We start from the raw sequence: 13,326 nt of genomic DNA, 5'->3' as shown, positions 1-13,326 counted from the left end.
GCGCAATATCGGTAACAAATGAGTTCGCGATCACGTCCGATTCAGAGTGTAATGGCGGAGACGAAGTCCGCCTACCGCAATTCTAAAACGTTCCATAAAGTACCATAAAACAGATATTTAAAGCCTATTCTGTTCTTGAACGTTCCAGTGTCGTCCCCCATATTCTTGTCACTAGTGGGGGACGGAATGGCGGACGAACAAAGTACTACCAACAACAACACACCGCGCAAGCGCCAAGAGAAAGCACTTTCGGCTGCCTTCGTTCGAACGGCATCTAGCCCCGGTAAGTATTTCGATGGGCATGGCCTGTTTCTAAAGGTGGATACATCAGGCGCACGGCGCTGGGTTCAGCGTATTGTCATTCGCGGCAAACGCACTGAAATAGGATTGGGGTCTGCATCCCTTGTGAGCCTAGCAGAGGCCCGAGAAGCCGCGCTAGAGAACCGCAAGCTGGCGCGGGCTGGTGGCGACCCATTGCAAGCCAAGCGCACTGCTGAAGCCCTACTTACGTTTGAGGAGGCCGCGCGAAAGGTTCATAAGATCCACGAACCAACTTGGCGCAACAAGAAACACGCGGCGCAGTTTATTTCCACACTCGAAACCTACACCTTTCCCCGCATTGGCAAGCTGAAGGTTTCCGAAGTCACCACGGCTGATGTGCTGGTTGTCCTTCAACCAATCTGGCTAGAAAAGGCTGAAACAGCGCGGCGTGTACGCCAGCGTATCGGCACTGTGATGAAGTGGGCCATTGCCAACGGTTGGAGGCAGGACAACCCTGCCGATACAATTTCTTCCGCGCTGCCCAAGCAGGATAGGACGCAAACGCACCGTAAGGCGCTACCCTACAAAAAGCTTCCTGAATTCCTAGAGAGCCTCAAGGAGTCAAACGCCGGGGATGCCACCAAACTAGCGATAGAACTGCTTATCTTGACTGCGTCTAGGTCTGGTGAGGTGCGATTGGCCGAGTGGTCTGAATTTGATCTGGAGAACGCTGTTTGGACCCGCCCAGCGCTACGTATGAAGGCCAAGAAAGAACATCGTGTTCCCTTATCCCCCGGCGCCTTGGAGGTGTTGTCCAGGGCTCAAAATTTGGGTTCAGGTAAGGGCTTGGTTTTCCCTGGCACCAAACAGGGCAAGCCATTGTCTGACATGACCCTGTCAAAGCTGGTTAAGGGGCTGGGCTATGATGTCGATGTACATGGGTTCCGAACGTCCTTTAAGACATGGGCGCAAGAACGCACCAACACCCCACGCGATGTATCTGAAGCAGCCTTGGCACATACCGTGAAAGATAAGGCTGAAGCGGCATATGCCAGGTCGGACTACTTTGAAAAGCGAAGAAAACTAATGGAAAACTGGTCTCATTTTATTGCCGAAAACTCCGACAGCTTAGTTAGGATTGGATAATTGTTTGCCCCAAAAGGCTGGATCAGCCTGCGCGAAATTTATTTCACAATAGCCGCTATATTTGATGAGAAAGGTCACATCGGTGATATAGAGTTTTTCGGCGACGAAAACTTTGAAGTCACATGGCTGTATTTGCAAGAGAGTAGTGAGGTTGCGGTTTGCCTAGCTAGTGGCGAACCTGTACCTGCTTCTCGCCTTCTAATCTTTTCAGATAATCCTTATGACAACCTAAACGACCACATCGATATATCGGTTGGGACTGTAGGTTCCTCACAGTCGTCAAATCACATGAGCGAACCTCCCGATGAACTTGAACTCCAACGACGATATGGCCCGTTCCTCCACTTGCCTTTGATTTTTCCACATGATGATTTCCTGGAATTTCTAGATGACTTTGAAGCCGATATACCTGCGTACATTGGGCCGCGTTTATCAACTGCTGATGAAACTGACTCGCTTCCTTTTGGAGAAAACCAGCTTTCTCCCAAAAGAGATATGTCACCCCGAGCTGTGTCTGAAGAAATAATAAGACTGGCGGACCTAGGTAAGCTACCCAAGTTTCAAGACGCCAAAGCTCTATTGGCCAAAGAACAAAGTGTGCGCAGTTTTCGTTTCGCTTGGAATCTTGCTCGAGAAAAAAGACCAGAAATTTCTAAACCGGGGCGCAAACCAAAGGTTCCGAATTCCTAACACCGTATCGAAACGGCTTTTTAATCGTGACACCTATTTCAGGTTCTTCGTCCCGTTAGGTTCCAATTAGTCACTTACTGACACGAAAGGAACCGACATGCACGAACGCTACCTACGACGCCCGGCTGTTGAAGCCGCCACTGGCCTTAGTCGTTCAAGTATTTACGACATGATGGACAGGGGGGAGTTTCCCCGACCAGTCCGTATCGGAAAGCGCGCTGTTGCTTGGCCCGAAAGCACAATATCCGATTGGCTTTCCGATAGACCGATTGCCAAATCACTGGCCGGGTAAAACAACACCCACGCAGTCATGAAACTGGCGCGGGTGCTGGGTAGTCTAGAAGCATAAGCCCTATCGCTTCGCGCCTCCCAAATCAATGAGGCAAATATGAATTTGAACGTCACCCTTCTGGGAGGCGATTGCCCCCGCTTGTTCACACTATCGGGGCGCATCGGCCAAACGATGCATCACCTGATGCAAGCAAAAAATCAAGGCATCACATCGCTTGAAAACCCTGCAATCCGTCTTGCCGCACACATCCATTCCTTGCGTGAAATGGGCTTTCTCATTGACACCGAAACCGAACCGCACGGGGGAAACTATCCCGGATATCACGCCAGATACCGCCTGCGGAGTTCCGTTGTCCTGGGCCACAGCAATGGGGAGCAGAAAAAATGACTGCCAACCCCAAGGCCAAAATTAACCCTCTCAGTGCATTTGAACGTCACCTGAAGCGCAAACACGGCCTGCCGAACCATTGGCTTCGCACTAACACTGAACTGCGCAGGGGGCATCGCTGATGACGTCAAAAGGTAAACGGCGCGACGCGGAAGGTCAGTATGTGACGCTTCCCTATGCCCAACTCAAATCAGAAGCATGGCGGTCCCTTTCGGGGGCCGCCGTCAAAGTCTGGCTGGAACTTCACACGCGGTTCAACGGCGGCAACAACGGCAACGTGCGCCTATCGATGAATGAAGCGGTCAAGGCACTCGGCATATCGAAAGGCACCGCCCAGCGCGCCTTTGTTGAACTGGAGGAAAAGGGGTTCATTGTCTTGCACAATCCCGGCAACTGGTACAACCGGCGCGCCCATGAATGGCGGTTGACAACGAAACGGATGCAAACCGCCAAGGGGGTGGAGGTTGCCACAAACGAATGGCGCTATTGGCGGGCAAAAACAAAAAGCGGTCCACCAGAATACCCGTCACCCGCGCGAATGGGTCCATCAGGAAACCCAAGCCCCGTTTCTGGGTCCACCAAAGAACCCGTCAGCGTCGATTCTGGCCTCCCTCTGGGTACTCTGGCGGGTCACTAATACTAACCACTCTCAGGGAAGGAACACGGTATGCAACAATCGGCGGTTAGCAAGAGAAGCCAAAGCCCAAAACACCCGAAGACCCTAAACTTGCCTAACGATTTCGGAAAAAATCGGGGGTGGTGGTAATGGGAGGTTATGGATCTGGACGACCCGGCCACAAGAAAAAGGCGGAAGAATGCCGTTCCCTAGACGTCAATCGGATGCACCGCGAAGGATGCTTGAACGCGGGCTGGAGCGGGAATTGGATTTGGTCGCGTGATGGTAAAGAAGTCGCACGGATTAGCTTTCGCGCTGAAACAGCGCGCATAGTCCTGAGTTATCGCATCAGCCAAAATGGCGGTGATTGGGAGCCGGTAACTCAGCCGGTGCCGCTTGACCACAATAGCTGCAACTATGGCGGTCAGCGTCCCTATTTTCTTTGTCCCGGTGTTGTGAGTGGACGGCACTGCAATCGGCGCGTGGTCAATCTTTACTCAGGTGGCAAATACTTCTTATGTCGCCAATGCTACAACCTTGTCTACACCAGCCAGTCAGAGTCACGGTATGACCGCATGTTGCGCCGCGCAAACAAGCTTAGGCGTGAGCTTGGTGGGGAAGCAGGGATGGCAAACCGGGTAGCGCCCAAGCCCAAAGGTATGTCTCATCAGAGGTACCAACGAAAACGAGAAGAGATTGAGTGGTTCGAGGGCCAAGCGGACCGAATTTTCACAGCAAAGTTCAAAAGTTTTCTGAGCAGAGAGGAACAGGAATTGTTCTTCGTCGATCCAGAATTCTAGCATGGACGCTCTACATCGGTCGATTATAGTACTAAACAGTCAAGTAACGTATTGGAGGCTGACACTACGAACTTGCGAGCATTGGTTACGTAAGCCATGCTTTCACAGCGTCACGCTGAGCGAACTAGCACCAAGTGATTGTAGAGCTTTTACGGAAACGGAATGTCGAGCATAGCTGAAAGCCAGTTGATGCTCTTATGAACTAGCAAGGTAATACCGCCTACAATTGCTGCGGCCAAGGTTTTAGCGCCTATGGTCTTGACCTGATCTTTGGTGGTTTTGATAAAGTCTTTGAGCTCAGCCAGAGCGGCTTGAATAACACCAACGCTCTCCGCAACGACTTCTACGTCAGGCTCAGGTTCATTCGCTTGAGAAACAACTACGCTTATGTTGACGTTGATTTGTTGCGATATGTTTTTGGGAATTTCAAATTCGGCAGGAGGTTGATTGTGGCCAATTTGGCCGCGAATTCGCTCGTTCGAAGCCAACTCTAGCAATGGCGGTAAGTCTTTCGCTAGTGCGACCAGTTCACTCCGCGCTAAGACTTCTCTTTCATTTCCCCTAGTAAGCTCAGGTTTTTCGCGGGCACGTCTACGAATCTCATAAAGAGACTGCTCGAATTCGTACTGGTCCGCTACCGTGCCTTGATCACGTTGACGCATATCGGGGTGGTTGTTGCTAGGAGCCCACTCGAATATTCCATCTTGGTCTTGAACAATTCTTGCTGCTCGCTCAATTGCCTCTTCAGAGGCAATGTCGCCAAATTCACCAAACAGTTCATCTGAGGCGTCGTACGGCCCTCCCCAAATGTACTCGTAGTTATAGGGGCTATCCTTATCTATCGCATATGGCGTCGAGTTTTGTGGGTCTTCGAACATTCGGTTGAACCAGCCAACCATGGTGTCGATTTGCTCTTCCTCGGTTAAGTCTCCAAAGCCAAGCCTTGCTGCCGCTCTTTCTTCGTCATCGAACTGCTCTAAGTCGAATTCTTCTTCATGCTCTAAACCATAGTCGAAGTCTTCGACTAGGCGGTGCCCGCCTGTATCGGTTTCACTATCGTTTTCAACACCTACAGGGTATTCCCATAAATTCCATGAGAGTTTGCCCAGGACTTCGTGTTCTACGGTAGCCCTGTATTGCTCAATACTACCCATTGGCCCTTCGCCGCCTCCGACGCTGTCCCAATCAAGGTCAGAAGCTTGGATTTCAAACTGTTGGCCAGACGCTTTATCAATAATTATCGCGGCACCGGTGCAAAACACTTTCATCGTCGCAATATCCTTGTTGTCATAACAGTCAGTGCGCAATTTGGGGGGGGAAATGGGGGATGAATGAAAATAGCTTGGGTCTATATCATTGTATTTACGCCATAAAATTAAAAATTATGGCGGAGACGAAGGGATTCGAACCCTCGAGACCCTTCCGGGCCTACTCCCTTAGCAGGGGAGCGCCTTCGACCACTCGGCCACGTCTCCGCTGGCCGGTATATCCTTGCATGTCGACCAGATACAAGACGATTTTGATCAAGCGCGATATTTTTCTGAAATCGATTGCGTCGGTGCTGTTGGGATGCATTTGCGTGGCGAAAGTGCTGCCCCATCTGTTCCCTAGTGCGATTTGGAACTATGTGGAGCGTCACCGCGACGTTAACCCGGTTCGTCAGCTTCGATTGCCGCTCGCATGAGAAACAGCGTCGCCGGGTCTAGATCATTTTGGGCCATGATAGCCTCAAAATTGGGGTTCAGTACGTTGGTGCCCCAAGGTCGTACAGCCAGGGCAATCCAGATCGCAACAGTGCTGTCTTTGTCCAACTGATGCCTAAACACATCCAGGATTCGGGGTCGCAAATCGGGATAGGTCGTTCCGCCATCGGCCAGACTGCGGATCAGGATGCGCTTTTCGTCGGCGGAGCGTTCAGGCAGCTGCAGCGACTTTTCGATTTCAAGGATTGCCCGATCACCATCCACTGCGATACCCGCCAAACCCCAGTCGTACAGGTTGAGGCCTCCACTGCGAAGCGCACTTTGATAGCCAAGCCTTACGCGTTCTTTGGCCTTTGGATCCGACTGAAGTCCCAACAATCGGATAAGTGCCGGTGCGTAGGCAAGACGATTGGGATTGCGAAGATCCTGTAATAATTGAGCGGTTGGCACGGCATCGGTCAGGTGGGTCAAAAGCCAATAGGGCGCGCGGTGGATTTCGATCAGCGCCGTGTTGCGCAACAGGCGATCTTCATGTGTGAGATAGGCACTAAAAAAGGCAACCTGCGCCGCGCGATCCGGCGCGCCACTGGCCCAGCCCTGCCCTTCGGCACGCAGTGTTTCAAGGAAGTGGGCCCGATCAGGTGTCATCAAGAACCCCTTGGTCCAACCGCTGGGAAGGCTGCGACCGGCCTTGTCCTGATACCCCGTCCCGTAGACCATCAAAACCGTTCTGTCCGGATTCGCGCGAATGGCGGATCGCATGACACTGTCGACCAGGAAAGGTATTTCGGGCAAAGCCCCAACCTGCTCTGGCGTGCCTTTCAAAACCGACACGGGAAAGTACCTGAATGGGTTGTCTGGCGACGGTGCCGCCAGCACGATCACGCGCGCAGAAAGAATCCGGTCTGCCAGAGAATATTCCGGAAGCTCAACGCAGACGCCGCAGGCTTGAGCCGGGCGAGGCTCGAAGCTCACGCAAAGCGCGAGTACCGTAAGCATTTGCAAGACGCGCCACATGGATCACGCTCCGTCTAAAAGCACCCCAGCCTGAATGCGGGCTTTCGGGTTTCCTGATCATGTTATCCAAAAACTGGCTATTCGGCGAATGGTTTGCAATTTGCGGGCTGCACCGGTTGCACATAGCCGGAGCACTTACATCAGGTCGTTTTCCACATCCTCAGCCGAGATGCCCAGTGCATCCAAGCCATTTTCAAGGTGATCCGACAAGTGCGGCGTACCAATCAGGTAGTCCGCGCAAGGGGTCGAAGCCTCGGACTTGGCGGTTGCGATGGCCTCAGGCAGATCTTCGGCGAAAAAGCTTTCGCGCCCGACCCACATGACAGCCACCAGTTCGGCCTGTTCGTCCTCGCTCATCCGGTCGATGAAGGCGCGCAATTCGCCCTCGGCGCGACCCAACTCGCGCCCCATCATCGCAACCTGAGCGATTTTCCTTGGCGAAATTTCCATCATGACCCAGCTCCTCGTATTCGCGGTTTCAATAATACCACAACCATGAGGAGGGGGCTGAGTCTTTGATCTTAAGCAAAGACCCAGGGGCTAAGGCTTGCGACTGCGGGATATCGGCTGATCGGGCACAGGGGCGGTTCGGAACGGAACAAACCGGGCCTTTTTTATCTTAAGTTTGATCGCCTGCCAGACAATCAGGAAAAACGCACGTCGCGCACCGAAGGGACGCCGCAGCAACGACCACAGGATTGCCCGGTTGGTCAGCGGCGCGCGCGGCCCGGTCAGGGTGGCAATCAATCCACCCGCTTTTCGACCATAGTCAATCCAGACGCCGATACGCTCGGGGCGATGGTCGAACCGGAACTCATACGTCCCTTCGATCTTTTGAAACGGTGAGACATGCATCAGCTTGTCCGCAACGATGCGATCAGTCGGCTGGATCGGGGCAAACCCGGGATTGTTGCACAGATAGCTGTGGCGCGTGCCGTAAGTGTTCGTAACCTCTGCTACCACCGCATATAGTTGTTCATCGGCATCGAAACAGAACCAGAAGCTGACCGGATTGAAGACATGCCCCAGCACCCGTGGCTGCGTCAGCAACTCAAGTCTTGCAGGTTGCGTCACACCCATTTCGTTGAATTTGGCTCGCAACCACGCCGCACCCTTCCCATTGCCGGGTTCACCGCCATGGTCACGATCTCGCCAATACATCGCATTTACGCGGTTCATCGAAAACAAAAGCGGTGTGTCAGGCCGGGCTTCGGGGTCCAATAGGATGTAGTCGATGGAATACCGGAACGCATTCTCGATCCCGCCTTTTCGACCGTGGTAAGTATGGCCTGAAATATGGTCGATCCTGTTCATTCTCGTCAGTGTTCCAATTCGCCTGCAAGCCGTTCAAACGGCGCTGTTTTCTTCGACATGTAGATACTTATCATACGAAACATGCTCCGGTTCGGATTAAAATCGCATCACAATGTGATCCAGCTTGGGCCTTACCGCGTAATGTTGTTATGTTTACCGAGATCGATACCGCGACCTTGGATGAACCGGTGGCCACCAGGCCTTCACAGAAACCGTGGCGCGTAAAGAAACGCATCAAGGGAAAACCGGTGAACCGAGCGCAAGACAGTTGTGACAAACGAGCTGAGTGGGTGGACCACGTCAGACGCATAAGGGACGCACAGGATCAGGCAGCGTTTGCTGAGTTGTTTCAGCACTTCGCGCCGCGGATCAAGGCGTTCCTGATCAAGTCGGGCTCAGATGCGGCCATGGCCGAAGAGTGCGCACAAGAGGTCATGGTCACGCTGTGGCACAAGTCACATTTGTTCGACCCCACGCGGGCAACCGTGGCCACATGGGTGTTCACGATCGCCCGGAACAAGCGAATCGACGTCCTGCGCAAACAACGCCGCCCCGAGCCCGAAGAACTGGGATGGGGACCCGAGGCTGAACCGGAGCAGGACGACATACTCGTGCTGCAACAGGAAACCGCGCAGCTGCGCAACGCGATGACCGCGCTGCCAGAGGCGCAAAGACAACTGATCGAGAAAGCCTATTTTGGCGATCTGAGCCATCGAGAAATCGCTTCTCAGACTGGATTGCCACTGGGAACGATCAAATCACGGATACGGCTGGCGCTGGACCGCTTGCGCCATGCGATGAATTGAGATGACGGATATGAGCAATAAAATCAAACATCACCTGACAGACGACCTGCTGATGGCTTACGCCGCAGGCACTCTGCCCGAGGCTTTCGACCTGATGGTCGCGACACATCTTTCCATGTGCAATCAATGTCGTGCTCAGGCCGAAAGCTTTGACGCCGTTGGCGGATATGTCCTGGAAGAACAGGACGAGACCGTTGCGATGAACGACAAGGCACTTGCGGAAACGATGGCTTTGATCGCAAACGGTGCGCCGATTGCCAAACCTAGGCGAGCCGGCTGCTCGGTTTTGCCAAGCCCGTTGCAGGATTACGTTGGCGGCGATGTGAACGACATCCGCTGGCGACCAATCGGCATGGGGGTCAAGCAGGCGATCCTCCCGACGAGCGGCGAAGCAACAGCTCGGTTGCTATTCATTCCGGCGGGCACCGCAGTTCCCGACCACAGCCATAATGGCATGGAGCTGACAATGGTTCTGCAGGGCGCGTTTTCGGATGAGGTCGACCGTTTTGCCCGTGGCGATGTGGAGATTGCAGATGAAGACCTGCACCATACGCCGACAGCCGACATCACCGAGGATTGCATCTGCCTGGCTGTCACTGACGCGCCGCTGAAATTCAACAAGCTGATGCCGCGTCTGTTCCAACCGTTCCTGAAGATCTGACGCAATCAGCACTCATATGGTATCCTGCCCTGCAAGCAGATTGGTGGAGGCATTTGAAATGATCCGGACTATGTTCTTTATTCTTGCCCTTATGGGTTTTTCATCTGTCGCTTCTGCCCAGTTGGTCGCTGACGTGAAGTTCGAACCGGGCAATTTCGGGACAATGGTCAATGGTACCGTCACTGGAAACGAGTACTTCGACTACAAGTTGGGTGCAAAAGCCGGGCAAGAGATGTTCGCCGACCTGAAGGTAAGCGACACAAATGGCTATGGCGTGATCTACTTCAACATCCTGCCGCCGGACAGTGATGGTTTCGCGATCTACAACGGCTCGATCGGCGGGAATACCGCGCGCATCGAATTGCCTGAGGATGGAGACTACACGATCCGGGTCTATCTGATGGGCAATGACCGCGATACGGACAAGACGGTCGGCTACAATCTGGATCTGTCAATCCAGTAATGCCTAGCCTTCGGACTGGCCCAGAGGCACAACGTTGGTCTGATCGTCAGGCGCCAGTTCCTCGAAATCGAAGTTATCCAACCGCTGAGCCCGGCGGCCAGCCTTTTCCGCGCTGATCTTGATTTCCGAGATATCCTTGGCCGCCTGCCCGAAATGGCGGTCCAGATTGCCGACCCGATCACCCAAACGCTCAACATCCTTGTGCAGCAAACCCAGTTCTTTGCGGATCGCCCCAGCTTGTTCCCGCATCCGCGCGTCTTTGAGGATCGCACGCATCGTGTTTAGTGTCGCCATGCAGGTGGTGGGCGAGACGATCCACACGCGTTTGGTGAAACTCTCCTGCACCAGTTCAGGAAATTTGGCATGAAGTTCGGCATAGACCGCCTCGGACGGCAGGAACATCAGTGCTCCATCTGCCGTTTCACCGTCCAGAATGTACTTCTCAGAAATATCTGTAATGTGCTTGCGCACCGTGCTGCGGAACATCTGAACCGCCGCCTTCAACTCCATGTCATTGGTCGAACCGATCAGCGCCTCATAGGCCTCCAACGGGAACTTGCTGTCGATGACAATCGGTCCTGGAGGGTTCGGGAGGTTGATCAGGCAATCTGCGCGCCGTCCATTCGACAGGGTTGCCTGCAGCTGGAAACTATCCGAAGGCAGCGCCTTAGAGACGATATCATTCAGCTGAATCTCTCCGAAAGCACCACGCGTTTGCTTGTTCGACAGGATATCCTGCAAAGACAGCACGTCGCCCGACAGTTTTGTGATATTGTCCTGCGCCTTGTCGATGGCGGCCAAACGTTCCTGCAACTGCGTTAGCGATGTCGCGGTTTGTTTGGATGATCCATGCAGGGATTCCTTCATCCGCTCCTGCATCTCAGCCAAAGCACGCGCCGATTTCATCGCGTTATCCGCCAGCCGGTCATTCATCTGCTGCTGGACCGAGGACAGACGGGTTTCAACCGTTTGGATCACCTGCACCTGCGCATTGGCCTGCGTGTCCGAAACATGCTGCAATCCGCCGCGCAATTGTTCCTGCCCCTGCCCCAATTGCTGCACATGCTGGCCAAGATGCGCCATCTGGCGGGACAGAGGTTCCGCCATCCGGGCCGACCGGTTGGCTGCGCGCAGCGACAAAAACAGCAACAGCAGGATCAGCGTAACAACCCCGCCCACGGTCAGGATCACGGGGTCGTTCAACGCATATTGGGTTCCTGCAATCTCGATCATGTCGCCTCGGGTGTTCTTGTTTTATTCTCCATAGCCCAACCAAGCCAATGGATCAACTGCGGCCGAACAATCGCTCGATATCGCTCAGCTTCAATTCCACATAAGTCGGCCGCCCGTGGTTGCACTGACCGGAATGGGGCGTGGCCTCCATTTCCCGTAGAAGGGCGTTCATTTCTTCGGCCCGCATACGGCGACCCGACCGGACCGACCCATGACAGGCCACCCGGCTGAGAATCGCCTCAATCCGCGCCTGCACGGTCTGGCTTTCGCCCTGATCGGCCAGTTCGTCGAGGATATCGAGGATCATCGCCCGCGCGTCCACCTCTCCCAGAATGGCAGGAGTTTCACGCACCGCGATGGCACCGCCGCCGAAAGGTTCAATGGTCAGCCCCAGGTTCGTCAAATCATCAGCCACCTGCATCAAGCGCGCGCAATCGCTGTCGGACAGTTCAACAATTTCCGGGATCAAAAGCGCCTGCGCAGCAACCCCACTCTCGGCCATCTGTTTTTTGAGCTTTTCATAAACCAGCCGCTCATGTGCCGCATGTTGATCGACGATCACCATGCCGTCTGCGGTTTGGGCGATGATGTAGTTTTCATGTACCTGCCCACGTGCCGCGCCCAAAGGCAGGTCTTCAACCGGAGCCTCGGCGGTTGGCACAGGGCCCGGCTCGACCACGTTGCCGCTGTAATCTTGTGACAGCTCGGCGAACCCCGGCGCCTGCGCTTGATACGCCGCCTGCCGTGCAGATGGCGAAGGTCGGTCCATCTGATAAACGCGCGCAGGCGTAGGCTGTGCGGGTTCAGGACGCATCGCGCCCAGTGTCGCATTGGCCACTGTGGAGGAGGCCCTGTGCCCGGCCTCGGCCAGCGTGTGCCTCAGGGCCGAGACGATCAACCCGCGCGCGACGCCCGGATCGCGGAACCGGACCTCGGACTTTGCCGGATGCACATTCACGTCGACCAATGTCGGATCGCAATCGATAAACAATGCTGCTGCCGGATGACGATCCCGGCTGAGGAAATCGAAATAGGCCGCCCGCAGCGCGCCCGTCAGCATCTTGTCGCGCACAGGACGACCATTGACGAACAGATACTGCGCCACCGCCGCACCGCGCGAATAGGTTGGCAAGGCGGCGTAACCGTACAACCGGATCCCCTCGCGCGTGGCATCGATCTGCAGGGCATTTTCAGCAAACTCGCGCCCTATAACGCGGGCCAGCCGGGCATGCAGTGCGTCGAACAGATCACCATTTTCGCGGTCAGCGCGGAAGGTCACGCGCCCTTCTCCACCGCCAGAGACGTCACGCAAAGTGAAAGTCACCGCAGGCTCGGCCATGGCCAGCCTTTTGACGGTGTCGGAGATTGCCTGGGCTTCGGCCCGGTCGGTGCGCATAAATTTCAATCGCGCAGGCGTTGCGAAAAAGAGATCGCGCAGTTCGACCACTGTGCCAGCACGTAAGGCGGCAGGTTTCACCGCCTCGATCCGACCACCCGCCACATGGACCGAAGCCGCCTCGCCCCCCGGCACCCGGCTGGTAATGGTCAGGCGCCCGACGGCGCCGAGCGAAGGCAGCGCCTCACCCCGAAACCCGAAGGTGTGGATATTCAGCAGATCAGACCCGTCGATTTTCGAAGTCGCATGGCGCGACAAGGCCAATGGCAGATCCTCAGCAGCAATCCCACAGCCATCATCGGTGACGCGAATCAGCGTCTTACCCCCATCGGCAATGTCGATCGCGACGCGGGTTGCGCCTGCGTCGATGGCATTTTCCACCAATTCCTTGACTGCAGAAGCCGGACGTTCAACAACCTCGCCTGCCGCAATACGGTTGATTGCTGCGTCGTCAAGTTGCCGGATGACCGGTCGATTTTCGCTGATATTGGGGTGTGCCTGCGCCATACCACCAGAACTAGCACATTCGCGCACGATTCTG

15 protein-coding genes and 1 tRNA gene are annotated in these 13,326 nt (G+C 54.8%); 9 read left to right on the top strand and 7 right to left on the bottom strand.

Annotated features, from left to right (window positions below):
* Positions 1–186 precede the first annotated feature (186 nt).
* From AC2FID_RS11195 to AC2FID_RS11170, 6 genes are all read left to right on the top strand, one after another.
* Positions 187–1,407, top strand: a complete 1,221-nt coding sequence (locus AC2FID_RS11195) for a tyrosine-type recombinase/integrase (RefSeq protein ID WP_496836840.1) — start codon at positions 187–189, stop codon at positions 1,405–1,407.
* Positions 1,408–2,097: a hypothetical protein gene (locus AC2FID_RS11190; protein WP_480868211.1), complete on the top strand. Its 690-nt coding sequence runs from the start codon at positions 1,408–1,410 to the stop codon at positions 2,095–2,097.
* 97 nt (positions 2,098–2,194) lie between these two features.
* Positions 2,195–2,389 carry a helix-turn-helix transcriptional regulator gene (locus AC2FID_RS11185; RefSeq protein WP_480868213.1) on the top strand — a complete coding sequence of 65 codons (195 nt, stop codon included), beginning with the start codon at positions 2,195–2,197 and terminating at the stop codon, positions 2,387–2,389.
* 96 nt (positions 2,390–2,485) lie between these two features.
* Positions 2,486–2,776: a winged helix domain-containing protein gene (locus tag AC2FID_RS11180; protein ID WP_496836838.1), complete on the top strand. Its 291-nt coding sequence runs from the start codon at positions 2,486–2,488 to the stop codon at positions 2,774–2,776.
* A gap of 121 nt (positions 2,777–2,897) precedes the next feature.
* Positions 2,898–3,413 carry a helix-turn-helix domain-containing protein gene (locus AC2FID_RS11175; RefSeq protein ID WP_496836836.1) on the top strand — a complete coding sequence of 172 codons (516 nt, stop codon included), beginning with the start codon at positions 2,898–2,900 and terminating at the stop codon, positions 3,411–3,413.
* 203 nt (positions 3,414–3,616) lie between these two features.
* Entirely contained in the window at positions 3,617–4,192 is a 576-nt protein-coding gene (locus AC2FID_RS11170) for a hypothetical protein (protein WP_496836835.1), read from the top strand.
* A gap of 149 nt (positions 4,193–4,341) precedes the next feature.
* Here the strand turns inward: AC2FID_RS11170 and AC2FID_RS11165 are convergent, their stop codons facing one another.
* The 5 genes from AC2FID_RS11165 to AC2FID_RS11145 all read right to left on the bottom strand — a co-directional run bounded on the left by AC2FID_RS11165 (position 4,342) and on the right by AC2FID_RS11145 (position 8,226).
* Positions 4,342–5,460, bottom strand: coding sequence for a hypothetical protein (locus tag AC2FID_RS11165; protein WP_496836833.1), 1,119 nt, complete (start codon positions 5,458–5,460; stop codon positions 4,342–4,344).
* 117 nt (positions 5,461–5,577) lie between these two features.
* Positions 5,578–5,667: transfer RNA gene (locus tag AC2FID_RS11160), tRNA-Ser, on the bottom strand.
* Between the two features lie 171 nt (positions 5,668–5,838).
* Positions 5,839–6,912, bottom strand: coding sequence for a hypothetical protein (locus tag AC2FID_RS11155; protein WP_496836832.1), 1,074 nt, complete (start codon positions 6,910–6,912; stop codon positions 5,839–5,841).
* A gap of 135 nt (positions 6,913–7,047) precedes the next feature.
* A complete protein-coding gene (locus AC2FID_RS11150) occupies positions 7,048–7,365 on the bottom strand; it encodes a DUF3775 domain-containing protein (protein ID WP_058275224.1) in 318 nt (105 codons plus the stop codon).
* An 87-nt stretch (positions 7,366–7,452) separates the two neighbouring features.
* Entirely contained in the window at positions 7,453–8,226 is a 774-nt protein-coding gene (locus AC2FID_RS11145) for a DUF1365 domain-containing protein (protein ID WP_109313562.1), read from the bottom strand.
* A 149-nt stretch (positions 8,227–8,375) separates the two neighbouring features.
* Between AC2FID_RS11145 and AC2FID_RS11140 the strand changes: the two genes are divergently transcribed.
* From AC2FID_RS11140 to AC2FID_RS11130, 3 genes are read left to right on the top strand one after another with little or no spacing between them, the layout of a single operon-like run.
* A complete protein-coding gene (locus tag AC2FID_RS11140) occupies positions 8,376–9,032 on the top strand; it encodes a sigma-70 family RNA polymerase sigma factor (protein WP_496836830.1) in 657 nt (218 codons plus the stop codon).
* Positions 9,033–9,042: 10 nt separating this feature from the next.
* Positions 9,043–9,693 carry a ChrR family anti-sigma-E factor gene (locus tag AC2FID_RS11135; RefSeq protein WP_496836828.1) on the top strand — a complete coding sequence of 217 codons (651 nt, stop codon included), beginning with the start codon at positions 9,043–9,045 and terminating at the stop codon, positions 9,691–9,693.
* A 58-nt stretch (positions 9,694–9,751) separates the two neighbouring features.
* Positions 9,752–10,156, top strand: coding sequence for a hypothetical protein (locus AC2FID_RS11130; protein WP_282170230.1), 405 nt, complete (start codon positions 9,752–9,754; stop codon positions 10,154–10,156).
* Between the two features lie 3 nt (positions 10,157–10,159).
* Here the strand turns inward: AC2FID_RS11130 and AC2FID_RS11125 are convergent, their stop codons facing one another.
* Positions 10,160–11,389: a DNA recombination protein RmuC gene (locus tag AC2FID_RS11125; RefSeq protein WP_282119539.1), complete on the bottom strand. Its 1,230-nt coding sequence runs from the start codon at positions 11,387–11,389 to the stop codon at positions 10,160–10,162.
* Between the two features lie 52 nt (positions 11,390–11,441).
* Positions 11,442–13,292 carry a DNA mismatch repair endonuclease MutL gene (mutL, locus tag AC2FID_RS11120; protein WP_496755530.1) on the bottom strand — a complete coding sequence of 617 codons (1,851 nt, stop codon included), beginning with the start codon at positions 13,290–13,292 and terminating at the stop codon, positions 11,442–11,444.
* Positions 13,293–13,326 lie beyond the last annotated feature (34 nt).

Source organism: Ruegeria sp. CDSC068, from assembly GCF_059610545.1.
The sequence above is the reverse complement of the archived record's forward strand: the minus strand, read 5'-3'. Positions and strand labels throughout refer to the sequence as shown.